Origin of the sequence: Pseudoalteromonas rhizosphaerae (assembly GCF_028885455.1) — a bacterium.
Classification (GTDB): domain Bacteria; phylum Pseudomonadota; class Gammaproteobacteria; order Enterobacterales; family Alteromonadaceae; genus Pseudoalteromonas; species Pseudoalteromonas rhizosphaerae.
In genome coordinates this window covers 4,464,367-4,488,236 of sequence record NZ_CP118496.1, presented here as the reverse complement: position 1 = coordinate 4,488,236, position 23,870 = coordinate 4,464,367, and the positions used below count along the sequence as shown (strand labels likewise).

At 39.2% G+C, this 23,870-nt stretch carries 22 protein-coding genes and 1 pseudogene; 16 read left to right on the top strand and 7 right to left on the bottom strand.

Annotation, left to right across the window (positions count from 1 at the left end):
* Positions 1 to 32 precede the first annotated feature (32 nt).
* A complete protein-coding gene (locus PVK79_RS19340; protein ID WP_257324034.1) occupies positions 33 to 446 on the top strand; it encodes a PepSY domain-containing protein in 414 nt (137 codons plus the stop codon).
* Here the strand turns inward: PVK79_RS19340 and PVK79_RS19335 are convergent.
* Positions 443 to 1,558 (bottom strand): IS630 family transposase, encoded by a 1,116-nt coding sequence (locus tag PVK79_RS19335; protein WP_257324033.1) that lies wholly within the window; start codon positions 1,556 to 1,558, stop codon positions 443 to 445. The genes PVK79_RS19340 and PVK79_RS19335 overlap by 4 nt on opposite strands.
* 59 nt (positions 1,559 to 1,617) lie before the next feature.
* On the opposite strand from PVK79_RS19335, the gene PVK79_RS19330 reads away from it, so the two are divergent.
* Positions 1,618 to 1,869, top strand: a complete 252-nt coding sequence (locus tag PVK79_RS19330; RefSeq protein WP_149983453.1) for a LexA family protein — start codon at positions 1,618 to 1,620, stop codon at positions 1,867 to 1,869.
* A gap of 52 nt (positions 1,870 to 1,921) precedes the next feature.
* A complete protein-coding gene (locus tag PVK79_RS19325) occupies positions 1,922 to 2,647 on the top strand; it encodes a PepSY-associated TM helix domain-containing protein (RefSeq protein ID WP_274803937.1) in 726 nt (241 codons plus the stop codon).
* Between the two features lie 106 nt (positions 2,648 to 2,753).
* Here PVK79_RS19325 and PVK79_RS19320 read toward each other — a convergent pair whose 3' ends face one another.
* Positions 2,754 to 2,855 carry a hypothetical protein gene (locus PVK79_RS19320; protein WP_259399789.1) on the bottom strand — a complete coding sequence of 34 codons (102 nt, stop codon included), beginning with the start codon at positions 2,853 to 2,855 and terminating at the stop codon, positions 2,754 to 2,756.
* Positions 2,852 to 3,214, bottom strand: coding sequence for a hypothetical protein (locus PVK79_RS19315; protein ID WP_257324032.1), 363 nt, complete (start codon positions 3,212 to 3,214; stop codon positions 2,852 to 2,854). Before PVK79_RS19315 ends, PVK79_RS19320 begins: the two co-directional genes overlap by 4 nt.
* Positions 3,215 to 4,488: 1,274 nt before the next feature.
* Between PVK79_RS19315 and PVK79_RS19310 the strand changes: the two genes are divergently transcribed.
* The 6 genes from PVK79_RS19310 to cyoE all read left to right on the top strand — a co-directional run bounded on the left by PVK79_RS19310 (position 4,489) and on the right by cyoE (position 9,986).
* The gene (locus PVK79_RS19310) at positions 4,489 to 4,902 is read left to right on the top strand and encodes a hypothetical protein (protein WP_182759569.1); all 414 of its coding nucleotides are present in this window, start codon (positions 4,489 to 4,491) and stop codon (positions 4,900 to 4,902) included.
* Between the two features lie 247 nt (positions 4,903 to 5,149).
* Positions 5,150 to 6,073, top strand: coding sequence for a ubiquinol oxidase subunit II (cyoA, locus tag PVK79_RS19305; protein WP_145241343.1), 924 nt, complete (start codon positions 5,150 to 5,152; stop codon positions 6,071 to 6,073).
* 2 nt (positions 6,074 to 6,075) lie between these two features.
* Complete coding sequence (gene cyoB, locus PVK79_RS19300; RefSeq protein WP_145241346.1) at positions 6,076 to 8,079, top strand: cytochrome o ubiquinol oxidase subunit I; 2,004 nt, start codon at positions 6,076 to 6,078, stop codon at positions 8,077 to 8,079.
* Positions 8,076 to 8,696, top strand: coding sequence for a cytochrome o ubiquinol oxidase subunit III (gene cyoC / locus PVK79_RS19295; protein WP_182731484.1), 621 nt, complete (start codon positions 8,076 to 8,078; stop codon positions 8,694 to 8,696). The genes cyoB and cyoC overlap by 4 nt, the downstream gene beginning before the upstream one ends.
* Positions 8,696 to 9,055 carry a cytochrome o ubiquinol oxidase subunit IV gene (cyoD, locus tag PVK79_RS19290; RefSeq protein WP_145241350.1) on the top strand — a complete coding sequence of 120 codons (360 nt, stop codon included), beginning with the start codon at positions 8,696 to 8,698 and terminating at the stop codon, positions 9,053 to 9,055. Before cyoC ends, cyoD begins: the two co-directional genes overlap by 1 nt.
* 46 nt (positions 9,056 to 9,101) lie before the next feature.
* Positions 9,102 to 9,986, top strand: a complete 885-nt coding sequence (gene cyoE / locus PVK79_RS19285; protein WP_145241352.1) for a heme o synthase — start codon at positions 9,102 to 9,104, stop codon at positions 9,984 to 9,986.
* Positions 9,987 to 10,065: 79 nt separating this feature from the next.
* Here the strand turns inward: cyoE and PVK79_RS19280 are convergent, their stop codons facing one another.
* Positions 10,066 to 10,668, bottom strand: coding sequence for an FMN-binding negative transcriptional regulator (locus PVK79_RS19280; protein ID WP_182719155.1), 603 nt, complete (start codon positions 10,666 to 10,668; stop codon positions 10,066 to 10,068).
* Entirely contained in the window at positions 10,668 to 11,243 is a 576-nt protein-coding gene (locus PVK79_RS19275; protein WP_257324031.1) for a GNAT family N-acetyltransferase, read from the bottom strand. Before PVK79_RS19275 ends, PVK79_RS19280 begins: the two co-directional genes overlap by 1 nt.
* Before the next feature lie 115 nt (positions 11,244 to 11,358).
* Here PVK79_RS19275 and pdxR point away from each other — a divergent pair, with 115 nt between their 5' ends.
* The 4 genes and pseudogenes from pdxR (at position 11,359) to PVK79_RS19255 (ending at position 16,130) form a co-directional block, all read left to right on the top strand.
* The gene (gene pdxR, locus PVK79_RS19270; protein WP_182759566.1) at positions 11,359 to 12,834 is read left to right on the top strand and encodes a MocR-like pyridoxine biosynthesis transcription factor PdxR; all 1,476 of its coding nucleotides are present in this window, start codon (positions 11,359 to 11,361) and stop codon (positions 12,832 to 12,834) included.
* 1,102 nt (positions 12,835 to 13,936) lie between these two features.
* The gene (locus tag PVK79_RS19265) at positions 13,937 to 14,365 is read left to right on the top strand and encodes a hypothetical protein (RefSeq protein WP_182731478.1); all 429 of its coding nucleotides are present in this window, start codon (positions 13,937 to 13,939) and stop codon (positions 14,363 to 14,365) included.
* 239 nt (positions 14,366 to 14,604) lie between these two features.
* Positions 14,605 to 14,943, top strand: a complete 339-nt coding sequence (locus PVK79_RS19260) for an RHS repeat domain-containing protein (RefSeq protein ID WP_257324030.1) — start codon at positions 14,605 to 14,607, stop codon at positions 14,941 to 14,943.
* A 27-nt stretch (positions 14,944 to 14,970) separates the two neighbouring features.
* Positions 14,971 to 16,130 (top strand): annotated as a pseudogene (locus tag PVK79_RS19255) (IS3 family transposase).
* Between the two features lie 627 nt (positions 16,131 to 16,757).
* Here PVK79_RS19255 and PVK79_RS19250 read toward each other — a convergent pair.
* Together PVK79_RS19250 and PVK79_RS19245 are read right to left on the bottom strand one after the other, a co-directional pair.
* Positions 16,758 to 18,464: a protein adenylyltransferase SelO family protein gene (locus PVK79_RS19250; protein ID WP_257324029.1), complete on the bottom strand. Its 1,707-nt coding sequence runs from the start codon at positions 18,462 to 18,464 to the stop codon at positions 16,758 to 16,760.
* Positions 18,465 to 18,499: 35 nt separating this feature from the next.
* Complete coding sequence (locus tag PVK79_RS19245) at positions 18,500 to 18,952, bottom strand: toxin-activating lysine-acyltransferase (protein ID WP_257324028.1); 453 nt, start codon at positions 18,950 to 18,952, stop codon at positions 18,500 to 18,502.
* A 440-nt stretch (positions 18,953 to 19,392) separates the two neighbouring features.
* Between PVK79_RS19245 and PVK79_RS19240 the strand changes: the two genes are divergently transcribed.
* From PVK79_RS19240 to PVK79_RS19230, 3 genes are read left to right on the top strand one after another with little or no spacing between them, the layout of a single operon-like run.
* Positions 19,393 to 20,670 carry an HlyD family secretion protein gene (locus PVK79_RS19240; protein ID WP_257324027.1) on the top strand — a complete coding sequence of 426 codons (1,278 nt, stop codon included), beginning with the start codon at positions 19,393 to 19,395 and terminating at the stop codon, positions 20,668 to 20,670.
* Complete coding sequence (locus tag PVK79_RS19235; protein ID WP_257324026.1) at positions 20,667 to 22,844, top strand: peptidase domain-containing ABC transporter; 2,178 nt, start codon at positions 20,667 to 20,669, stop codon at positions 22,842 to 22,844. Before PVK79_RS19240 ends, PVK79_RS19235 begins: the two co-directional genes overlap by 4 nt.
* Positions 22,845 to 22,855: 11 nt before the next feature.
* Positions 22,856 to 23,626 (top strand): hypothetical protein, encoded by a 771-nt coding sequence (locus tag PVK79_RS19230; protein WP_257324025.1) that lies wholly within the window; start codon positions 22,856 to 22,858, stop codon positions 23,624 to 23,626.
* Positions 23,627 to 23,870: the final 244 nt, after the last annotated feature.

Genomic DNA, 23,870 nt, shown 5'->3' with positions numbered 1-23,870 from the left:
GCTATATCTGTTGCAATTAAGTTTAAGTATTAATGAGTAAGCAGTTACTCGCGTGGCGCAAGTTGGCAAGGCGACTCCATCTATGGTTGGGGTTAAGCCTTGGCATGTTTTTTGTGATCCTTTGCTTGTCAGGAGCTGCACTTGTTTATTATCCGCAAATAGATACCTGGTTGCATCCGGAGTTAGCAAATGCAGCGCAGCAACCGTGTGATTACAACACTGCATTAAAAACATTACGCATGCAGTATCCAGATAAGCTGGGACCGTGGCGGTTTGAAGTGACCCCTGAACAACAATTCATTCCGGCGCGCTATTATAACCCTCAAGAGACTCAAGGGCAGGATTTTGCACCTATGATGGTGTGGTTGTCAGCTGATGGCAGCACCTTGCTCAGACAGTCATTTTGGGGCGATTACCTAGTACTTCGTCACACAAATTTTGACTAGTTGAGAGCACCGTAAGCTCTCTCTAGTTTTTCACGTGCTGAATCAACATTAAACATCCAATTTATACTGGCGCCTTCTTTATTTCGGCGCCATTCCCACGCCGTGAGCTCTGTCTTTAACTCTTCCATACTTGCTATGCGCCGATCTAAGCATTGCTTATTCATATTGCCAATTTCTATCTCGACCATATTCAACCAACTCGCATGTTTAGGTGTGTAATGGAACTCTATTTTATTTAAAATACGTCGTGCTTCTTGCGGTGAAAATGCTTTATATAACGCACCTTCCGTATGAGTCGATAAGTTATCTAGCACGACACGAATTTTATTCGCATGTGGGTAGTGTTCATCGACTAAGTCCTTCATACAGTGTGCAAAATCAACTTTCGTTTTCCTCTGTGTTGCTTTAACGTGTCGCCAACCCCGATGACGGTCAAAGAATACAAATAAGTTAGCCACGCCAACCCGTTTATATTCATAATCTAGGCGTTTTACCTGTCCCTTTTTCATCGGTTGTACTGGCCGTGTATCATCAACAAGTTGCTTCATCGCCTCATCAAAATTAATAATGGGATTGAGCTCATCCGCTGGCTCAGCATATAATTCAAGTACATGCTCCATTCTTGCAATATACTCAGCGTCCATTGTTGCCACACACCACATCTTTTTTTGCCATGGCTTTAACGCATTTTCTTTAAGGCGTCTACGAACCGTTTCATATGAAATACTGTCTAAATCCGTTAATGTTATTAATCGCTCGCCAAGTAACGCTAATGTCCATCGGCAGTGTCCTGTTGGCGGCTCAGAACAGGCTGTGGCTATTAAAGTTACTTCATCTTTCGCGGAGGTTTTTCTCATAGCACCACTTCGTGCACCTTCATTTAAAGCGGCTTCTAAACCGTCTTCGACAAACTGACGTTTGACTCGAAATACAGTTGAAGAGCTCACTTGAACCGCTTCACATATTTGATCTGTTGTATATCGACAACGGTCCGCTTTTAATAAAATGGCGGCTCGTTTGTACTTTCGAACATTGACCATGCCTTTTTTGCAGTAGTTAACTAATTCGCATTTTTCTTCTGCTGATAATTCAACAATATACTTTCGGTTCATAACAATATTAAATGAGTAAATATGAGTTAAAGGATCGTCAATTAGGATAAAAGTTCATTATGAATAAAGAAGAGTTGCCGTCGTTCACTGTGAAACAAGGGCAGTATTTGGCATTTATTTATTACTACACAAAAGTGAATGGTGTTGCACCTGCTGAAAATGATTTTGAGCGTTATTTTGGAACTGCATCATCAAGTGTTCATGCAATGATTTTAACGCTTAAAAAGAAAGGGTTCATCACTTCAACTGCTGGAAAAAGCCGAACGATAAAGCTATTGATAGGAATAAATCAGTTGCCTGAATTTAAGTAAGGCAACTGATCAGAACTTCTGTGAACGAGTACTAGTAACTTGGCTGTATAACTTGCACTTTACTTTACTACTTGGCAGTACAGGGACAATTATTGTCGGTTACCTTGGAATTGGCAGCGCGCTCTTATTACTCACAGGTTTAGTTGCGTGGTGGCCTAAGTCAGGTTTTTGGTTGAGGCAATTGCGTTTTAAGCGCCGCGCTGCTTTATTAGGACGCATGTACGATTGGCATAAAACAATCGGTTTAGTGATGTTGTTACCCTTGTTTATTCTTACTAGTACCGGTGCGATGCTAGCCTTGCCCAAAGAGACCAATGGCTTGCTTGGCTGGGCACTGGATGAAGTCGAAAGTGCTGCAAGACCAGCACCACAGTTAACTTTTTCAAACCCGCAAATTAGTGTTACTCAGGCTGTAAAAATAGCACAAACACAACTGCCTAAAGCGCGACTTGCATGGATAGAAACTCCCAGCGTAAACCAAGGCTATTATCGACTGCGCATGCAGGTAAGTGATGATAAATCGACACGTTTTCCAAACAGTTATATTGATATTAATCCGCGCTCAGGTGAGGTAGTGAAGGTCTTCGATCTTAGGCAGCAAGGAACAAGTAACCAAATCAAAAACTGGCTACATCCACTGCATAATGGCAGTGTAGGTGGGCTAAGCCTTAAAGTGCTATGGATCATCGCCTCGTTGGCAAGTTTAGGGTTGGCTTGGCTAGGTTGGTATCGTTATTATCTACGTAAAAATACAGCCAAAAAAGATCGCAAAAAATAACAAGCCCTGAGAACAGGGCTAACGTACTTAAATTTAAAGTTTTATAAGTTGACTACCTAACACGGCGTATTCGATGTGTTTATCGTTGCGTAGTAAAAAGTGTGCTTTAGCTCCACGCTTTAGCATCGCGGTTTAAATCTATTCCTTGCGCATTAAAACGGGTTTGCAGCTGTGCCCCATCGGGATTGACCATAGGAATGATCATCAGTGATAGTTTGTTTTGCCAATTTTCTCGCCATGCATTATTTTTTTTTCGATTGCATAGCTTAAAAAATCCATTAATGCGGCACTTGCCGTATTTTCATCACCATGCATTTGGCTCCACATCATAACTTTGATTGGCCCCGAGCCAATATAAAATGCATCAATTGATTTACCTAAGAATGATTGACCTAAATTTTTTCGCTCTATGCTGGGGTGAGCAGCTAACGTATCTAGTAAAGGAGCAAGATCAGCGTGTGTAATCGCTGCTTTGTTTAATCCTTTAATTTGGTGCATTGCGATTGGTGCGGCAGTTAAGCTAAATGAGCAACTAAGTAAGCCAACTAGTATGGTTTTGCGAATCATAATAATACCCTGCTATTCTTGCTTTGCAAATTTTTAAGAATATAATATTAAACTGGATCGGTCCAAAATTATCTTCACTTTAAGTGAAATCATTTCTCATAACTGTGATGCTTTGCGGGCTTTATTTTCAATTGATTGTTTATTATAAAATAATATCTTTTGATAAAGTTTTTTGTGAACATTTAAGTTGATTTTAGGGCTAAAATTTAGACTAAAGTCTATGGGTTAATTTTTTTCATCTATCAGATTTATTTTTATCAGTTGTAAGCTTTGAGCTATTACACTAAATTTAGTTTCAAGGAAGCGAAATGAACAAGCCGCTTACAAAGAATCTTTATAATTGTGTGTGAAGATGTTGTCAAAGGCGGTTCAAGTTTAGTACAAACTGGGCTTGGACTGTTTTTATTTTACTGCCACATGATTAGACGAACTGAAAGTTTGTCACTAAATTACAGTGTTTATTGAACAACGCTAAAACTGAATCTTTATAATTGTGTGTGAAGATGTTGTCAAAAAGACAGTTCAAGTTTAGTTAACCTGAGCTTGAACTGCTTTTATTTACTGCCACGCGATTAAATGAACTTATTGTTCATCAGTGAATCTACAATACGTATTGAAAAATATTATAACCGAATCTTTATAATTGTGTGTGAAGATGTTGTCAAAAAGACGACTCAAGTTAGGGGATAACTTGGCTTGAGTTGCTTTTTATTTTAACCGACATGCAGTTAGATGGCGAAGCAGCCAATACTAAATTCAATAGCGAATACGCTATTAAACGAATCTTTATAATTGTGTGTGAAGATGTTGTCAAAAAGACGACTCAAGTTAGGGGATAACTTGGCTTGAGTTGCTTTTTATTTTAACCGATACGCAGTTAGATGGCGAAGCAGCCAATACCAAATTCAATAGCGAATACGCTATTAAACGAATCTTTATAATTGTGTGTGAAGATGTTGTCAAAAAGACGACTCAAGTTAGGGGATAACTTGGCTTGAGTTGCTTTTTATTTTCTAAAAGCCGCCAATTATCATTTAAGTTATTTTTAAAGCGCCAGTATGGCGCTTTTTTTATAGCTGTAATTCAACATATTAATAAAAAGTTAGCCCGCTATGTTGTTTTATACTTGTAGCTTGTGTTGACTTTGTTATAATCCTCCCGAAATTTCAGTAATTACTGAAACTTTATTGATGAAGATCATAACAACGAAGTGGAAAATAGCGTAAAGCCAGTCTCTTTACTTCGTAATATATAACCAATAAGGCCATATACGTTTGAATTCGCAAAATTGTCCGCCAACAAAAACGCACTCTACGCTTAGTAGATGGCAGTTGCGTGCGCGTGCACTTTTTGCCGGACGAGAGCTATTTTCTGTATTAGTTATTTTATTAATTAATTCAGCCATGCTGGTAAATGGTAGTATTGAAGATGCGACAGAGCTAAAAAGCTTATTAACTGAAGGGGCTGTATATGAGTCATCTTTAATTAATGTATTGGGCTTTTTGGCATATCCAGTTGTGTCGTGCCAGTTACTCATTGGTTTATGTTGGTTGATTTTTCACTTTTTCCCAGCGCGTCGTGCTGGGGTTATTTTACGCAAAGCAGCCTTTGCTTTTCGTCAAACAAAAACATCTTTAGTAGTACACAGCGCTCATGGTTGTCGTGCTCCACCTCTTGTTAATGGTTGAACGCTACTCGTTATAGATAGTTTGGCTTTTTAACTAATCTGCTGATTCTGTCCGCTGTAATAACGCTTAGCCGCAGTGTACCTGCGATTCAACCAACACCCTCAAATTCCTTTATTGCTTTTTTGATGCTTAGTATTTTTTATGGCGCTAAAAAGTTACCTGAGGAATATTCAAACCGTTGTTTTTACGCTTTTATTTAGAGTTGTAGGGGCAGCACATATCAAATTTTAGGTTGTAGGATAGTCCTTTGTTAATTCGAAACCTCTGTAATATTGCTCTGGGCACAACTGTGCTCGCACTGACTGGCTGTAAAGGCGGGGTGCTTGATCCAAAAGGGCAAGTTGGGATAGATGAAAAAAATCTGATCATCATTGCCACTGTGCTGATGTTAATTGTGGTTATTCCTGTGATTGTGATGACCTTGTACTTTGCGTGGAAATATCGTGATGGCCAAGAGCAGCAAATTTATGCGCCAAAATGGGCACACTCAGGAAAAATTGAAGCCGCAGTCTGGGCCATTCCTATTGTGATAGTGATTGTACTGGGTGTCATTACTTGGCAATCAACGCAACAGCTTGACCCTTATAAACCGCTTGAAGGTAAAGGCAAACACTTAACAGTTGAAGTGGTATCACTGAATTGGAAATGGCTGTTTATTTATCCTGAGCAAGGTATTGCTACGGTTAATGAATTGGTATTTCCAGCCAATGTACCGGTGGAATATAAAATCACCTCAGAAAGTACCATGAACTCATTTTTCATCCCACAACTAGGTAGCCAAATCTACTCGATGGCGGGCATGGAAACTAAGTTGCATTTGATTGCTAATGAACCGGGTACGTTTAAAGGCTTTTCTGCTAACTACAGCGGCGCAGGTTTTACTGGTATGAAATTTAATGCCATAGCTACGCCAACGCAAGCTGACTTTGATACGTGGGTAAACAAGGTGAAAAGCCAAGCTAATACGCTCACTAAAGCGAATTATGATGCACTGGCATTACCGAGTGAAAACAACCCGGTGACTTATTTTGCTGATGTTGATGATGGCTTGTTCCACACCATCATTATGAAATATATGCAAGCACATGGTGATATGAACAAAATGCACAGTGCAATGCCTGAGCACAGCGGTCATGAAAATCACACAATGCACAGCGAGGGCGAGGAATAATTATGTCGTTATTTGGAAAATTATCGTTAGATGCCATTCCGTTTCATGAACCTATTTTGATGGTGACAATGGCGGTAGTAGTGATTGCAGGGGCATTGATTGCAGCTTTAGTCACAAAATATAAAAAATGGGGTGTGCTATGGCACGACTGGATCACCTCAATCGATCATAAACGCTTAGGTGTGATGTACATTATCCTTGCCTTGATCATGCTGTTTCGTGGTTTCTCAGATGCCATTATGATGCGGGCACAATTGGCGCTTGCTACAGGAGGCGCAACGGGTTATTTGCCGCCAGAGCATTATGACCAAATCTTCACCGCGCATGGGGTGATCATGATCATCTTTATGGCGATGCCATTTATGATTGGTCTAATGAACATTGTATTGCCACTGCAAATTGGTGCGCGCGATGTAGCATTTCCGTTTTTAAATAATCTAAGTTTTTGGCTTACTGCCGGTGGTGCAATATTAATTAATATTTCATTGTTCTGTGGTGAATTTGCAAAAACCGGTTGGGTCGCTTATCCGCCGCTATCGGAGATGTCTTTTAGCCCTGGAGTCGGGGTCGATTATTATATTTGGGCACTGCAAATATCAGGTATTGGTACACTATTAACGGCAGTAAACTTTTTAGTAACAGTGTTTAAAATGCGTGCCCCTGGTATGCGTTTAATGCAAATGCCAATTTTTACCTGGACATGTACATGGGCAAATATCTTAATTGCTGCGTCATTCCCAATCTTAACTGCGGTGTTGACTATGTTAACGCTAGACCGTTATTTAGATTTCCACTTCTTTACTAATGAAGCTGGCGGTAACGCCATGATGTACATCAACCTGTTCTGGGCTTGGGGTCATCCTGAAGTGTATATCTTGATTTTACCTGCGTTTGGTATTTTCTCTGAAGTTATCTCGACCTTTACCGGTAAACGTTTATTTGGTTATAAATCTATGGTTTATGCCAGCGGTGCAATTTCTATCTTAGGTTTTATTGTTTGGTTACACCATTTCTTCACTATGGGGTCCAGTGCTAATGTTAATGCCTTCTTTGGCGTAATGACCATGGTCATTGCGGTGCCCACCGGAGTGAAACTGTTTAACTGGTTATTTACTATTTATCGTGGTCGTTTACGCATCACAGTTCCTGTACTTTGGACACTTGGCTTTATGGTGACCTTTACCATCGGCGGGATGACAGGGGTACTACTAGCAATCCCAGGTGCTGATTATGTATTACACAATAGCCTCTTCCTGATTGCACATTTTCATAACACCATCATCGGTGGTGCGGTATTTGGATACTTGGCTGGTTTTGCATTTTGGTTCCCTAAAGCAATGGGCTTTAAACTTCATGAAGGTTGGGGTAAGGCGTCTTTCTGGTGTTGGTTAATTGGTTTCTTTGTTGCATTTATGCCGCTATACGTTCTTGGTTTCTTAGGTATGACACGTCGCTTAAACCACACCAATAACCCAGATTGGAATATCTGGTTGTACATTGCCTTTGTCGGTGCGGTGATCATTATGTTTGGTATTTTGTTCCAAGTTGTACAGCTTATTGTGAGCTTTAAAAATCGCGAAGCATTAAAAGATACAACCGGCGATCCGTGGAATGGACACACACTTGAGTGGTCAACATCGTCACCACCACAATACTATAACTTCGCTACTATACCGCATGTACACGATATCGATACTTGGACTGATATGAAAGAAAAAGGCCAAGCGTATCAACAACAAGCAAGCTATGCGCCTATTCATATGCCAAAAAATACTTCGGCAGGGGTGATGATGAGTGCGTGTTTTACCACATTCTGTTTTGCCATGATTTGGCATATTTGGTGGTTGGCAATTGTCGGTGTTATTGCTGGCATCACGGTATTCTTTAAGCGCTGTTACACCAGTGATGTTGATTACTACGTGCAACCAGAAGAAATTCTTGAAATTGAAAGTGCACATAATAAAAGTGCAACAACATTTAACCAAGGTAAGGAGTTCAGCGCATGAGTGCTACCTCTGCAGATATAAATATCATCAATCATGATGCCCATGCTCACGAGCATCATGATACTGGTGGCGATACGGTATTTGGTTTTTGGCTTTACTTAATGACCGACTGCTTATTGTTTGCCTCATTTTTTGCCACCTACGCTGTGCTTTATATGAATACAGCGGGTGGCGTATCTGGCAAAGATATTTTTGAACTGGACTTTGTAGCGGTTGAAACTGCTGCATTGCTACTAAGTAGTATCACTTTTGGTTTTGCGATGATCTCAGCTCATGCGCAAAAGAAGGCCGCTACATTAACGTGGCTGGCAATTACTTTTGCTTTTGGTGCTGTGTTTATTGGTATGGAAATTTATGAATTTCATCATTTAATTGCCCATGGTAATGGCCCGCAGCGCAGCGCATTTTTAACCTCGTTCTTCTCTTTAGTAGGCTTACACGGTATGCACGTAACCGCTGGTCTAATTTGGATGGCGACGATGATGATCGAAGTATCACGTCGTGGTTTAAACCCAGCAACCGTTACACGTTTAAGTTGCTTAAGTTTGTTTTGGCACTTTTTAGATGTGGTATGGATCTGCGTATTTACCGTTGTTTACTTAATGGGAGTGATGTAATGAGCCACAGTGAATCACATGTATTTAATGAGCTACATACACAAAGCCATAGTGATGCTTCACATGGCAGTGTTAAAGACTATTTAATAGGTTTTGTTTTATCAATCATTCTAACGGCCATTCCATTTTGGGCGGTGATGAGCGGTACATTGTCAAAACCAACCACATTTGCCTGTGTTGTCGTAATGGCCATTGTGCAAATTTGGGTGCATTTAAAATACTTCTTGCACCTGAACTTTACCACCGAAGACGGTAAAGCCAGTTCGTTATCGTTCATCTTCAGTGCGCTGATCATCGTCATGGTGGTTGGCCTGTCTGTATGGATCATCTACGAATCGAACGCCATGATGATGTACTAGCCCCAGCTAGTACGTTTTCGTAAAGCAAAGAATAGGGGAACTGCAGATGTTTCGTCGTTATTTAAAGGTCACTAAGCCCGGTATTATCATGGGTAATTTGATCTCGGTTGCGGGTGGGTTTTTACTCGCCTCGCGTGGTGATATTGATGGCTGGCTAATGCTTGCTACATTAGTTGGCTTATCGCTGGTGGTAGCCTCAGGTTGCGTGATCAATAATGTGATCGACCGTGATATTGATATTCGCATGGCGCGCACGCGAACACGGGTAACCGTTACCGGTGAAATGTCTGCAACCACGGCTTTGCTGCATGGCACAGTACTTGGCTTACTAGGCTTTGCTTTACTAATGGTTTTTACTAACTGGATTGCGGTATTTTTTGCTGTGTTTGGTTATGTCATATACGTGGGTGTTTACAGCTTATATATGAAGCGTCGCTCAGTGTATGGCACGTTTATCGGTAGTTTATCAGGAGCAGTACCACCAGTGGTAGGGTACTGCGCTGTTTCAGCACAGTTTGATGTTGGCGCGTTGATCTTATTAGTAATGTTTAGTTTGTGGCAAATGCCGCACTCTTATGCGATTGCTATTTTTCGTTATAAAGACTATCAAGCTGCGCGTATTCCGGTATTACCGGTAGCGCAAGGTATTGATAAAGCTAAACATCATATTGTGTTGTATATCGCGGTATATGCGTTAGTGGTGATGTTATTAACCATTGGCGGTTATACCGGTATGGCTTTTTTAGCTGTTGCTTGCACTACTAGTTTTTGGTGGTTATTAATGGCGCTGCGAGGTTATCGTCGTAATATTGATATTAGTGGTTGGGCACGCCAAGTATTTGCGTTTTCAATTGTGAATATCACTGCACTGAGTATCGCCATGGCAGTTGATTACCAAAATATTGCCCCGCATCTGTTTGCTTTTAACTAATTACTAAACCGAGTTTATTTCAAAGTTAACCAAAGGCTCTAAGATCTCCGAGGAGCCTTTTTTCATTTTTATAGCACCGCTAATTGATTAACTCAGCAATACTGAGTTTCCCCGCTAACATTAAACTTTGCTTTATGGCTGCACGTATTTCAGCTGGCTTGTTTTGACTAAGTTTAAAATTGCCCTGCCAATGAATGGTAATAAATTCAATAAAACTTAATTGTTGATACATTGCCTTGCGCTGCTGTACGGGTACCTCATTAATTTGCCATTTATCTGTAGCATGCTCAGTAAAGTGTTGCTCAAAGTGATCGGTTAGTCGTTGCATGATCTGTTCTTTGTGCTGTTGGTCTTTAACAATACGCACTTTAGCTGTCACATAAACACTCGAATAAAGCCAACTAGGTAGGGTTTTATTGTGTGCGTAAGCGGGCGATAAATAGCAATCATCGCCACTAAATAATAGCTTCACTGATTGACCATCAAATGATGACAGGGGGTTATATTTGGCCACATGGCCGATAAAAACTTCGCGAGCTGGGTCATATAATAATGGCACGCGGCATATATCATTGAGTTGGTTTTGTGTATTAGGCATTAAAATGGTCGCCAGTGGATAGTTATTTACTAACTGTTGTAATTGCTTACTATCATGTTGTTGAAAATGGGCCGCTGGGTACATTATAGTTTTCCTTCTAACTGAGATTTTATTGTCGGCCATTGCTCGTCTATAATACTGAACTGAGCGGTGTTTCGGTATGAGCCATCGGCAAGTAACCTGTCTTTATAACTAATGCCTTCAAAGCGGGCGCCAAGGCGTGTTATAGCATTACGCGATTTTTGGTTTTGTTCATGGGTATTAAAAATAATACGCACTAGGCCTAATTCTTCGAACGCATATTGCAGTAGCAAGTATTTAGCGTGGGTATTTACAAAACTACGTTGCCACTTTTTAGCAATAAATGTGTGGCCAATCTCGGCGCTGTAATTTTGTTTATCTAACCTAAATAAACGTGTAGTACCAAGCACCTGCTTACTTACTTTATCAACTATGGCGTAGACTATTTGTTGTTCGGCATTAAACTGCGCTGTATTGATAAACCAATCATCGAGAATTGCACGGGTTTGGGTGTAATTTATTAAAACCCAACGCCATATTTGTGGATCTTGGCCTGCTTGATATAGCCCCTCGAGGTGGTTTTGTGTCAGTGGCTCTAAAGCCAGCTTACTGGTTTGATGAATGTGTTTTGTAAACATGATAAGCCCCATATTTTGCTATTTATGAATAACAAAGGTACGCTACTTTGGTCAGTAATAAACAACCAGTTTTAGCTTTTTAACTAGACCAGTTTAGAGTGTTTTTGGAGTCGTAATGCAGCCGTTAGTTATTGAATTTGATGAGTCCGAGCCTGCCAAATATTTGCAACTGGCCAGCGCGATACGCAGTGCCATAATGCAAGGCAAGCTTGCGCCAGGGGTAAAACTCAGCTCGGCGCGTGTCATGGCAAACACTTATCAGCTCAATCGCCATACAGTGATGAATGCATTGCAATTATTAGTAGCGGAAGGCTGGCTTGAATCTCAGCAGCGCTCAGGTTATCGGATCACCAACTCATTGCCCATTCAAAGTAGTGTTAGTACCTCAAGTACTCCAATACTGAAAGCAAAACCTTATCAATTTGCTAAAACATTGGCTGTGCCTGCTGCTGGAATGGATTTAACTGCGTATAGATATAACTTTGCTGGTGGCTTGCCTGATCTTGCCAGTTTCCCACAAAAAGAATTTAAACGCTCCGTCAGCCATGTGTGTAATCACTTAGATATCAATCAACTGCATTATGGGCAGGTCAGTGGTAACGAGCAATTAAAAGCTCATATTTGTGATTACTTATACAAAGCGCGTAATTTAAACGTAAGCGATGTATTGATCTGCAATGGCTCGCAAGAAGCACTGTTTTTAATCGCAAAAGCGTTTATAAAAAAAGATGATTTTGTCGCAGTAGAAACGTTAGGTTATCCGCCAGCAAGGCAAGCATTTGCAGCTTGTGGCGCGCAATTGGTTGATATAAAACAAGACGATGAAGGCTTATGTGTTGATGATTTAAAAGCCCAGCTGGAATGTTATCCAATTAAAATGCTGTACTTAACGCCGCTGCACCAATATCCAACTACCGTGACCTTATCGCCAACGCGGCGCTTGCAAATTTATCAACTGTGTTATGCCCATAACGTTATGATCATCGAAGATGACTACGACCATGAATTTCATTATCGCTGTCAGCCATTACAACCCATGGCCGCCGATGACCCCGCGGGCATCGTTATTTACCTATCGACGTTTTCAAAGATTATGTTTTCAGCTGCACGTATCGGTTATATCTGCGCAGCGCCTGAAGTATTAGCGCAATTAACTGCGTGGAAGCAGCTGATGAACCATAAGAACGATGTGATCATGCAATTAGCTGTGGCGCACTGGATGAAAGAAGGTGGCTTTGAACGCCATTTAAAGCGTATGACCAAACTGTATAAACAGCGCTATGAAGCGATGGATGCCTATTTAATAGAGCTACAAGCACTTGGGCATCCTATAGAATATAAAAAGCCCGACGGCGGCATGGCGATGTGGGTCAACTTTAATAAAGACACTCAGCACTTAAAAGCGCAGTTAGCAAAGCAAGGTATATATTTACAAACCCAAGCCGAGTTTTACTTTACCAACTCAGTACGTAGCTTAAAACCCATAAACTATAGCTATGCTCGGCTTGGTTTTGCAGGACAATCGAGTGAGAACATGCAGCAAGGTTTACAGCTTGTAATGCAGGAGTTGTATGCCAGTGTACGAAAATAATATAGTAGAAAGTTAATCATAGATAACTTTATTGCTATTACTTTTGTTATGGCTTTAGTTATTAATTTTTCATAATCTGGATCTATATATAACTTTAAATATTTTATTAATCAGTCGGTTAATCATATAAGAATGTGATTAAAAACTGAGCTAACATGTGGTGGGAGTAGGGGCTATGGACAACAAGTAAGACAGCTTACAGTTGAGTTGCATAAATTGAATTGGGGGGGACTTAAATTTACAATGAGATTTAGTGTTCAAATTGAGTACTTGCTTGATGCTATTTTAAGGAACCAGTTCATCTTAGCAACATCAATTACTTCAGTGGATTTAAACCAATTCGAATAAACTAATAAATAAACCTGCTTTATCGTGAATAAAAAATTAAGGGGGATGATTATAATAGCTTTAACGTGGTTTTTTCTTATAATCCAATTAGTGGTTTTATTGATGACGCTAAAGAGTCATTTTTATATTTATCTTCTACTTTTCATTATAAATACACTTTTTTTATTTTTTATAGAAAACGTAAGTATGAAGATGACGTATTTTTGCCACTTAGAATTGCTTTTTATTTAGGTTTATCACTTTTAGTATTTGCAATTGCATTTAGAATTTTAATTTTTTAGAAATTGTTGATTAGAAGAAAAATAAATCGTGTCAGGTCTTTCTTTTTGCCTGTCAACTTATTTGAACTTGAATTAGAGTAAATACCTGTACGTAGCGGTAGTTGGCGCACCTTTAGCTAAAACTTCCGTGGAAACATGACGTGAGGTGACGGCTTCACCAGCGCGAGCTATAACGCTATGGGTAAACCCACGTAAATATTAAAAGATGTGCAAACCCTCAACTTTACTTGTGGCCCGCAACATCAGCGTTTTATGTAAGTGAACGCCAATGACACCACGTATTACAGCGACAAACTTTACGAAGAAGAAATTGACTGCACAAAAACCACGAACAAATAGGGTTCAGCTCACTTGCTTCATAATAGCTTGTCATAATTCCTCAGTGACGGTTTTTCGATGCTGGCATATAAGTAGTGTTATGAAGCAATAAACCTGAATCTGTAATTTCAAAGAGTATAGGTCGAGTGTAAAAAATGATTAATGTAATTTTTGTAATGATGGCAGCAATTACCTCAAATGAAGTCTTTATTAATAAAGCGCTGAATGGTTGTCCAAAAAAAGAAAATTTGATTGAACATGTTTATAAGTCAGAAACTATTTTCAACGATGCAACGCAGCTGTATGTTTTTTATCCTAAAGAATTTTCAGGCTTGAAGATTGAAAGTGTAATGTTTTTACTTAATAAAAAAGATAGTCGATTATCTTTATACTCTAAAATTGAAGAGTATAAAGAAAATAATAAATTCGTTGTCTCTGCAATTTGGTTTGATTCTAATTTATATTCTGAATTAATAGCTAATTTTGAATATCGCTCAAATGAAAGTGGTAATGGAGAAGTGTGCGTGCTTTCGGTAGATATTCCGTTTGAGAAGTTAGTTAAGAATTGGAGTGGGGGAAATTAGATTTTCATATTAATTTAAAATGTTAATTATATTATTTAGCTCGGTTTATAATAACGCTTTAAATGATAATTTGAGACAAGCTGGATGGTTTGGTTAAGTGAGTAGCTTAATCGGGTGGGAGTGTAACTTTAACGACAGATAGCTATTATGGGAAATCAAAAATATATGGCTGTCCCTTTTCTTCTGAACTAAGCCAAATTGAAGGACAAGTACAAAAAGTACAAGTAGCCCATACAGATATGCTTGGCTCTACGGTGCTTATTACAGATCAACAAGGTAAAGGCATTGGCCAATACATTTATGATCCGTGGGGCAAGCAGCAACAAGTTTATACAAGCCAAGCGCTCACCAGCAATGCGATGTTATTGTCGCAAATGCGCAGCTTCACCGGCCACGAACAAATGGATAAGCTGGAAGTCATCCATATGAATGGCCGTATTTATGATGCCAATATAGGTCGTTTTTTACAAGCGGATCCCTTTGTCCAGTTCCCTAATTTAACGCAAAGTCATAACCGCTATAGTTACGTGTTAAATAACTGTAATGGTCTAATGAAACTGGAGAGGTTTATAGCGTAAAATGAGCTAAACCAAAAAGGTATCACTATGACCAGAAAATCAAAAGTAACACTCAGTGCACAACAAAAACTTGAATATGCCAAATTAATGGTAGAAGAAGGTTATACCAATAAGCAAATTGAAGAGATGTCTGGCGCAGGAAAGTCAGCAGTATCACGTTGGAAGCAACAATATCTATCTGAGCTAGATGGTAAGAGCCCGGGAAATGTACAAGCACTAACACCTGAGCAGCAACGTATTCAATTGCTAGAGAAGCAGCTACAGCGCGCTTTAAGGGATAATGATATATTAAAAAAAGCCACCGCTTTCTTCATTCGCGACAATCAAAATTTAAAGTAATTAAAGCGTTGAAGAAAGCAACCCCAAGCTATACGGTATCTGAGTTGTGTCGTGCTTTAGAAGTCAGTACAAGTAGTTATTACTATGCGCCAGTCACGCCAAATAAGTCAGAGCAGGCACTGCTGGCGTTAATTGAATCTATCGCTGACGATTCCGGTTATACGTATGGTAGGCGTAGAGTGCACGTTGAATTGAATGCGTTAAATCATACGATTGGAATATATAAAACAGCGGCACTGATGAAAAAGTTGAATATAAAAGCCATCAGGCCGAAGAAAAAACATTACTACCCTAATTCAGGTGATGAACATAAGTACGCACAGAACCTCTTAAAACGAGAGTTTAACCCTGATTCACATAACACGCATTGGGTCGGTGATATTACCTATATTAGGAATCACCAAGGGTGGAGTTACTTGGCCTGTGTGTTAGATTTATCAACGAGGGAAGTTGTAGGGTATGCCTTATCAACAAGCCCAAATGCTGAATTGGCTATAGCAGCATTGAATAATGCTATTAAGCGTCAACAGCCGGTTCTTAATTAACTGATGTTTCATTCCGATCAAGGGTGTCAGTATTCTGCGGCCTCGTTTAGAGCTCGGTTATCACAACTAACTATAACGCAAAGTATGAGTCGTCGAGGTAATTGTTGGGATAATGCAGTAATGGAGCGATTTTTTAGAAGTTTAAAAACAGAGCGACTGAATCGCCTGTCATTTATAAATCATCATTCAGTTATAAGTGAGGTGGACAATTATATTCAGTTTTACAATTACAAACGTAGGCATTCTACGCTTAATTATATGACGCCACATCAGAAATATAATGAATTAAAAAATGCCGCTTAGAATCTCTACAGAATTTGTTGACCATTACAGATATTAGGCTGCAAGCCACCAGCTTTAACAGTTACGCTTCCATTGAATTAAAAATTGATGATATGTAATGGTCTGGCTCAGCTCTGAGAAAAGCTTTAATTGATCAACTTATAGGGCAATACCTTAATCATGAGAGGTGTTATGTCGGTTGTCTGCTGATAATGATGAGAGAAACCCGCAAATGGAAACACCCTGATACAGGCGAGATGATGACCTTTACCCAAACGGTTGAATGGCTTCAAAGTGAGGCTTATACAATCATGAAGGAAAGAACTGAGCTTCGAGTAATTGTAAAAGGTACAGATTACGCAAGTACAGCGAACGAGTCGCACTCTTAAGTTGGTATTATAATTTTCGGGACTAGCTGGCCTGAATTGGCCAGCTCAGTGGACATTGGTTTAAGTGTTTGATTTGAACTATGCTTTTGTAATGTTGCTATGTATCTAGACGTTAGGAATGAGGCAAATAATAAAGCAATAAATGGTATGTATGCCCCAGCTGTAGGATAAAAGTCAGGTTGGTCAAAATCGACAGTGGCACCAACTAAAATACCTTGTATCAGGTTTTATTCTAAGTTGTTGAATTTGTTGTTTTAATCTAGGGGTAATCATCAAGCAAACTTTCTAGCTCTTTGCTTGGGAACAAACCTGCCCATTTTTGTTGATTGGAATTTATGCAATACTTTTTGATGGCATCAAATTGAATTTCTTTACCAAGGATGTGGACTGAGTCACCCACATAATTCACCTCAACATAAGCGATAGGGTCCTTTCTAGAGCTCTTTGTGCCCCAAACGACAGATGATATAGAATCGCACTGTACTTTGTAAGGCACAATACAAGCGTTCAAGAGTGGCCAGTATCTTCGGCTACTTGAGATGGTAGCTTCAATAAACGCTGTAATTGACTTTCTGTTTGCCCCGCTGAAATCACTAAGTGAATCACAAACTTTTGAACACTCCTTCCTCAATATACTGTAGTATGTATCTGGTCGATTTGAAAAAATGAAACCGAGATAATTTTCACTAACTTTATCATTGTCAGTATATTCTGAAGACTCAGTGAGCTTTGTTAGCTTAAATAATTTTTTAACAAAAGTTGCTAGTTTTTCCTCATTATCAATTTTTGGATTTTCTAAAGAACCTACACACATTTTAGATAAAAATGGTACTGGAGTTTTTTGTTGTAATAAAAACTCTTTAGTAAGATTGTCACAGAACGCATTAATGGATTCATTTTTACTGAAAATTTCTTTAGGTAGCATTGCTTTAATAAAGCCCTGAAACTCTTTCATCAGATCGCCTTCGATTTTATCTTTTGACCTCTTTAAGTTGTCATTAAAAGTGTGATTTGGCCCATGGTGCTCAATACTATCCACTGGTTTACACTGATATTTTGTTATTTGTTCGAATGTTGAGCGCATTCCATAAATAAGCGCTTCTGCGTCTTCACCAAAGCACTCTTTAGAATGATGATAATATTTAAACCAGCTTGGTAATGAAGTCGAGATTCCGAAGTCAACAGACTTGCCTGTAAATTCCATATTAGAGGTTAGGAACCTTCCAGACCATAACCTTAGAGCACGCTCAGCTCCTTTTTGTTTAATAATACCCTTCCACATTTGTTCGAAAAAACCAGGGTTCATTCTGTTAAAATATTTGGAATAAAATTGAACTCTTTTAGCATCAATTGGTTGCGAACTTTGATTCAAATTAGGGTTATGATCATAAAAAATACTCCTTTCAAAATGAGCAGGACGAATGAAAAAAGGACGTATAACTAAAGCGACTCTTTTCAGCGCTCTATCCTCTTCGAAGTAAGCTTTAGTACCAGTGTCAATTATTGCTAAGATGGGTACGCTTTGGTTGGGAAGTTCATGAAAAAAAAGCTCTGAGTAGATAACTTCTCTAACTGCTTCCCCCAATTCAATCAGACCATTGCTGTGATCAGAGTCTGAATAGATTGAAGTGAGTGCCGTTCTACCGGTTCCTTTAATTATATATTTATTTTTTATTGAACATCGACCACTGCCACCAAAATTACTACCCCCAGTTGCGCCATACCTATCAGTAATTACAGTTTCTGTCGACGAGAGAAAGCCTGCTTCATTTTGTGCATCGGTAGGCTTTCCAAATGCATATTCCTTAAGTACTTTTTTCTCAAATACCTCAATGTCGCTTGGTTTTTTTATATCAACCCCTTCCTCAATAAGCCACCTATAATTTAACCATGCAATACTAGGGTTTTTATAATGCCTTACTTGATGGTTAATAAAGCATGAGCTATTAAAATTTTCCAGTTGCATAATTAGTTACCTTAAAATCGAGGTTTTCATTTTGATTATAATTTTTTACGAATGTCAATATACTTGGTGTAGTTTTCTTTAACCCGAACCGACTTTATACCACGTAGGAAAATAGGGTTGTTTCTTATTAGAAATAGTAGCGCTCGTAGGCTATCAGGATAAGGTGCTACAACATCAGTAATCCAACAAATAGTCCCTTCATTCCACTCATCTAATCGTAAACTAGAAATTTCTCGGCCATTAGCAAGCTGACCTGCTACCCGAGCAGTACATAATGCATAAGTAATATAAGCCCTAGGGGCTCCAGTGCGTTCACAAAAAGCAAAACAAATCTGACCCAATCTAAGTGGATGAATTAAATGGTGATACACCGCAGCTATCGACAGCTTCGCTCTTCCTGTTGCATGTAGTAACTCAGTTGAATATCCCATAGTCTCAGCAACGCGAGAGTGCGCCGAATTCTTAGGTGATAAACTAAAGTTTTTCATATGTCTTTCTTCCTAAAGTTCCATATCCTTACTTCTTAATTTGGAGATGTTAGAGTGTTTTACGAACCATAAACATTATGTTAATTTAATTTGCAAACGTTTGCAAATTGATTTAAGTTGTTTGTTAATTGATTGAGGATGCTTTATTTATACTAATTTTTGAAAGCCATTTAATTTTAATGGGTAATAAAAGGGTACGGCAAATTTAATTTTTTTAATCTTGTCAATAATGCTCTTCCTATCTGTGTGGCGAACTATAGCCACTATTTTAATAAGTGGAGTAAGTAGGCTTTATTAAGGTGTGAAAATATTAATAACTAGCCAAGAAAGCTTTAACTTCTCATAGCAAATATAAGAATTAAAAAGTGCATACAAGGTTTCTTGAGTACCATAATGGGATTCAAGAATTTATTGAAGTTATTCATAGTGAAAGAATAGTTATGGAAGATGTAGAAGAAAATTTTTTTAGAAAAGATGCAGTTGAATCTTTATCAAATAGAAGTTTTGGTAACCCAATTGCCCGAATGCCAAGAGTTTGGATGTGTTTCAGTTTGTTTGTTGTAATTGTTATTGCTTTCACCTTCTGGTATTTGCTTTCTTCACAATACTCTAGAAAAGAGGTTGCTTTAGGATGGTTGGTGCCTGACGAAGGGGTAGTCAGTATCACTTCAGGTCGTCATGGTGTCGTTTCAAAGTTAAATGTCATTGAAGGCCAGGTTGTCTCAGCCGGAGAGGAAATAACAACTTTGGTTTTTGATGGAAGTGTTATTGGTCCTAACTCTACAACAGACTTATTACTTCAAGAAATGTCTAAAGAGCGAAATGAAATTAAGCGTCAAATCAGAATTCTGACTGAAAGCGTTCAGCTTGAAGAGAGTAAAGCAAGAAATCAGGTTCAATCGTTAACTGATCAGTTAACATACCTCAGCTCTCAGCTGGATTACCAAAACGAAATTATTGATATAGAGAAAGAACTGCTCTTAAAAATTGAGAAGCTTAATGCTGAAGGGTCTATATCTACTTTAGAGCTACAGCGTCAAAGAGAGAGCTATGCAGTGCAAAAGCAAACCCTTCAAACCCTGCTGCAAAATATTTCTCGAATGAAAGCTGAAAAGAAGCAGTTATTAGCACAGGTTGAAAGACTCCCTCTAGATCATGAGAAGTCAATTTCAGAGTTTAATACACGACTATCAGGGCTGTTCCAGCGGGAAACTGAATTGTTAGCTCAAAATAAAAGAGTGATCATGGCTCCGATTGAGGGGACTGTTGCTTGGCTAGCTGCTCAACCAGGAAGCTCTATCACACCAAACTCGACATTAGTCACAATCATCCCAAAAAATACAAATATGTTTGCTGAAGTATTTATTCCCTCAAATGCTATAGGTTTTATTGATATGGGTAAAGCTGTGCGTGTCATGTTTGATGCCTTTCCTCACCAAAGGTTTGGCTCTGTAAGTGGACACGTTTCTCATTTAGGTAGGGTGGCGTTAAGTGAACATGAGTTACCACAACAGATTAAATTAGAAGGAGCAACATATAGGGCAAGAGTTCAGCTGGATCATCAATTTATAAATGCTTTTGACAGAGAGTTTCAGTTTCGTCCTGGAATGACTTTGCGAGCAGAAATTATCTTAGAGAACAGAAGTTTTTTAGAGTGGCTGCTCGAACCAGCATTTGCACATAGGCAAAGGCAGAAAACTTTGGAGGGACTCCAATGAAGTTGCCATATTTAAACTTGTCAGGTATGAATCGACTTCCACTGATTCATCAATCGACTTCAGCAGAGTGCGGCTTAGCTTGTTTGGCTATGATTTCCAATTATTTCGGTAACCGTATTGATTTAATTGAGCTTCGTAGAAAACATAGTTTGTCTATTCGTGGCATGAAATTAAAGACACTAGTTGATCTTGCGATCGAATTGGAGTTGGGCTCAAGAGTATTGCGTTGTGGCCTTGAAGAGCTAGCTGCTCTCCGTACCCCATGCATTCTGCATTGGGGCTTTAATCACTTTGTTGTCTTAAAAAAAGTGACATCTAAATGGATCGAAATTCATGATCCGAGTGTTGGCTTTCGTAGGGTAGTCCTGGAAGAGGTTAGTCGAGAGTTTACAGGTATTGCTATTGAACTCACACCAACTGAAAATTTTAAAAAGAAGTCAGCACCATCTGAACTTAAATTGTTTGATTTAGTAAAGTTTGATCGACAACTATTTGGAAGCTTTTCTCTAGGGCTTTTGCTTTGTTTAATTGTTGAAATATTGCTGCTTGCCTCACCATTTTATATGCAAGTTGTCATAGATGAAGTGCTGATGAAAGGAGACAAACTGCTCCTTGATGCTATAGCCATAGGTTTCGGCTTTGTAGTGTTATTCTCTGTGGTATCAAATATTCTGAGAAAGTTAACCTTCCAGTTTATTGGGCAAGTTTTATCATTTGATATGTCTTCAAGAGTGTTTCAGAAGCTATTGTCTTTACCAGTAAACTATTTTTCCAACCGTCAAACAGGGGATGTACAACATCGAGTTAGCTCGCTCAATCAGGTGCAATACTTTTTAACCACAGGTGCCCCTGCTCTGTTAATGGATAGTGTTTTTTCTATCTTAATCTTAACTATCATGTTTTTTTATCATTCGTCACTTACTTTTGGAGTGTTATTAGCTGTTGCTGTCTATTGTTTTTGGCGATGGCTGGTTTTCGGGATGATGAAACGGGTTGCGGGAGATTTAATTATATCTGAAGCGGCAGTTGAAACAGATCTATTGGAAACTCTCAGAAGCATGCCAACACTAAAACTATCGGCAATGGAAGCACAAAGAGAAGCTAAGTGGCGCAACTTACAAGCAAATAAAATTAATGCAAATTTACGAGTCGGTAATCTAGATATTGCTAATCAAGGGGTCAATGAAGGAATATTTCAAGGGCTAAGAGTTGTAATTATATTCGTTGCAGCAAAGTTGGTGTTGGAAAATGGCTTATCAATCGGCATGCTAACCGCTTATTTAGCATATTATACCCGCTTCAGCCAACGTATAGTTGCCCTCATAGAAGCAATTGTACGTTTTAAACTTCTGTCAGTCCCATTAAATAGAATCTCCGACATTGTATACAACAAGCCAGAAGATGCGGGTCTTAATGGTTTGCGTAATAGTTCACTGAAGGGAAAGTTAGACTTACGCGGAATAGCCTTTACTTATGGTGCTAAAGAGGCGCCAGTATTGCGACGAATACAACTAAGAGTTGCTGCGGGGGAGTTTGTAGCAATTGTTGGCCCATCAGGTACGGGGAAATCTACACTATTAAAAATTATAGCTGGCATTGAAAGTACTAACACAGGGCAAGTACTTTTCGATGAACGTCCTGTGAGTCACTGGAATCGAAATGAGCTGCGTCGTCAAATTGGCGTAGTGCTTCAAGAAGATAGCCTGTTTCGTGGCACAATCGCGGAGAATATAGCTCTTTTTAGTGAAGAGATCGATATGGAACACGTTAAATTTGTGTGTCACCAATGCGCTATAGCAGTTGAGATCGAGTCTATGCCAATGAGCTATGAGAGTCTAATTGGTGATGTTGGTACCAGTCTCTCCGGCGGGCAAAAACAACGCATATTACTTGCTAGAGCTTTGTACAAAAAACCAAAAGTATTGTTACTTGATGAAGCTACTTCACATCTTGATTACCAAAATGAACAAATTATTGCATCCACTCTCTCAAAACTAGGTATCACAAGAGTTGTCGTTGCTCATCGTCAGGAAACAATAGAGTCGGCAGATAGAGTACTCATTCTTAAAGATGGGGTTCTGGTAAATAAAAGTATTGAGCGCCTAAAGCAGCAAAGTTTAAAAAATACATCCCACTCGTCCGATGCCGGACATAATTTAATAGCTAAATACTAAGGAGAAATAGTATGAGGGAATTAAGCCAAGCAGAATTTGACAGTCGGTCAAATGCTATTTTCGGAGGTAATAATGAAGATATAGAAGTGATTAGTGTTTCAGGGTCATTTTTACCTTACACCGCTGAATGGGCTGCTTATATGTATTCAATGAATGACAGATTAGCAAATTCATCCACAATGATCGATGTTGGTAATCTGGATATCGATGTAACTTTAGATAGTGACGGCGATTACAGTATTGATAGCTTCATTGAAGATATCAAGGACATGACCGCTGATGAAAAAGCACAGTTCTCTAAAGCTCTAGCTGATCTTTCCACAGTTATTGGAGGGGTTGTTGAGTCTGCTATTGCGAATGGCGCTGACATATCTCCACAAACACTCGATAGATTGAGTAATTTAGGAAAAGGTATAGGTGCTATCGGGACTGCGATTGATGCTGGGCTGATAGCAACTAAATTCTCTAATGGCGACTACTCAACTGGAACTATTGCTGATGCATTAAATATAGTTGCAACAGTCGCTGTTGGTACAGCTTTAGGTGGCCCCGTTGGTTTTGCAGCAGCATTTGCGACAGCATTGTTTGGTGATGAAGTAATTGAGTTTGCGCTTGATGCTGCAGTTAGCGCTGGTCAGTTAACTGTCGAACAATACAATGAAGTAGTGAATAACATTGCACTTTCTATGGATTCTTCAGGAATGGACTTTGGAGATATTGAATACTGGAAGGCTTTATTTGCTATTCCTGATGTCGGTATAGGGGGAGGGTGGAGTGAGTAGGTCGCAACTTGCTACTTAACATCTTTAAAATTTATGCAGGCATGTTTTTGTATATGTCTGCTTTAGACAATAGGTATGATAATGACAAATAAAAAACATGAACGCTCAAGAAACTGCTCTGATTGTGGGTGGAAGTTCCCAATATCTAAGGTAAGTGCGCCAATAGACAGAGTCGATGGAAAGACTTTCAACTGTCCAAATTGCAAAGCGGCCCTTGTATACCGCACAAGTACAGGCCAGATGT

What these genes read in the sequence shown, in the direction of transcription:
- cyoB (WP_145241346.1), top strand. Translation starts at nt 6,076, where the DNA reads ATGTCGTTATTTGGAAAATTATCGTTAGATGCCATTCCGTTTCATGAA.
- PVK79_RS19235 (WP_257324026.1), top strand. Translation starts at nt 20,667, where the DNA reads ATGAAGTTGCCATATTTAAACTTGTCAGGTATGAATCGACTTCCACTG.
- pdxR (WP_182759566.1), top strand. Translation starts at nt 11,359, where the DNA reads ATGCAGCCGTTAGTTATTGAATTTGATGAGTCCGAGCCTGCCAAATAT.
- PVK79_RS19240 (WP_257324027.1), top strand. Translation starts at nt 19,393, where the DNA reads ATGGAAGATGTAGAAGAAAATTTTTTTAGAAAAGATGCAGTTGAATCT.
- PVK79_RS19275 (WP_257324031.1), bottom strand. Translation starts at nt 11,243, where the DNA reads ATGTTTACAAAACACATTCATCAAACCAGTAAGCTGGCTTTAGAGCCA.
- PVK79_RS19245 (WP_257324028.1), bottom strand. Translation starts at nt 18,952, where the DNA reads ATGAAAAACTTTAGTTTATCACCTAAGAATTCGGCGCACTCTCGCGTT.
- PVK79_RS19315 (WP_257324032.1), bottom strand. Translation starts at nt 3,214, where the DNA reads ATGATTCGCAAAACCATACTAGTTGGCTTACTTAGTTGCTCATTTAGC.
- PVK79_RS19280 (WP_182719155.1), bottom strand. Translation starts at nt 10,668, where the DNA reads ATGTACCCAGCGGCCCATTTTCAACAACATGATAGTAAGCAATTACAA.
- PVK79_RS19230 (WP_257324025.1), top strand. Translation starts at nt 22,856, where the DNA reads ATGAGGGAATTAAGCCAAGCAGAATTTGACAGTCGGTCAAATGCTATT.
- PVK79_RS19335 (WP_257324033.1), bottom strand. Translation starts at nt 1,558, where the DNA reads ATGAACCGAAAGTATATTGTTGAATTATCAGCAGAAGAAAAATGCGAA.
- PVK79_RS19340 (WP_257324034.1), top strand. Translation starts at nt 33, where the DNA reads ATGAGTAAGCAGTTACTCGCGTGGCGCAAGTTGGCAAGGCGACTCCAT.
- PVK79_RS19265 (WP_182731478.1), top strand. Translation starts at nt 13,937, where the DNA reads ATGATTAATGTAATTTTTGTAATGATGGCAGCAATTACCTCAAATGAA.
- PVK79_RS19330 (WP_149983453.1), top strand. Translation starts at nt 1,618, where the DNA reads ATGAATAAAGAAGAGTTGCCGTCGTTCACTGTGAAACAAGGGCAGTAT.
- cyoE (WP_145241352.1), top strand. Translation starts at nt 9,102, where the DNA reads ATGTTTCGTCGTTATTTAAAGGTCACTAAGCCCGGTATTATCATGGGT.
- cyoC (WP_182731484.1), top strand. Translation starts at nt 8,076, where the DNA reads ATGAGTGCTACCTCTGCAGATATAAATATCATCAATCATGATGCCCAT.
- cyoD (WP_145241350.1), top strand. Translation starts at nt 8,696, where the DNA reads ATGAGCCACAGTGAATCACATGTATTTAATGAGCTACATACACAAAGC.
- PVK79_RS19250 (WP_257324029.1), bottom strand. Translation starts at nt 18,464, where the DNA reads ATGCAACTGGAAAATTTTAATAGCTCATGCTTTATTAACCATCAAGTA.
- PVK79_RS19260 (WP_257324030.1), top strand. Translation starts at nt 14,605, where the DNA reads ATGCTTGGCTCTACGGTGCTTATTACAGATCAACAAGGTAAAGGCATT.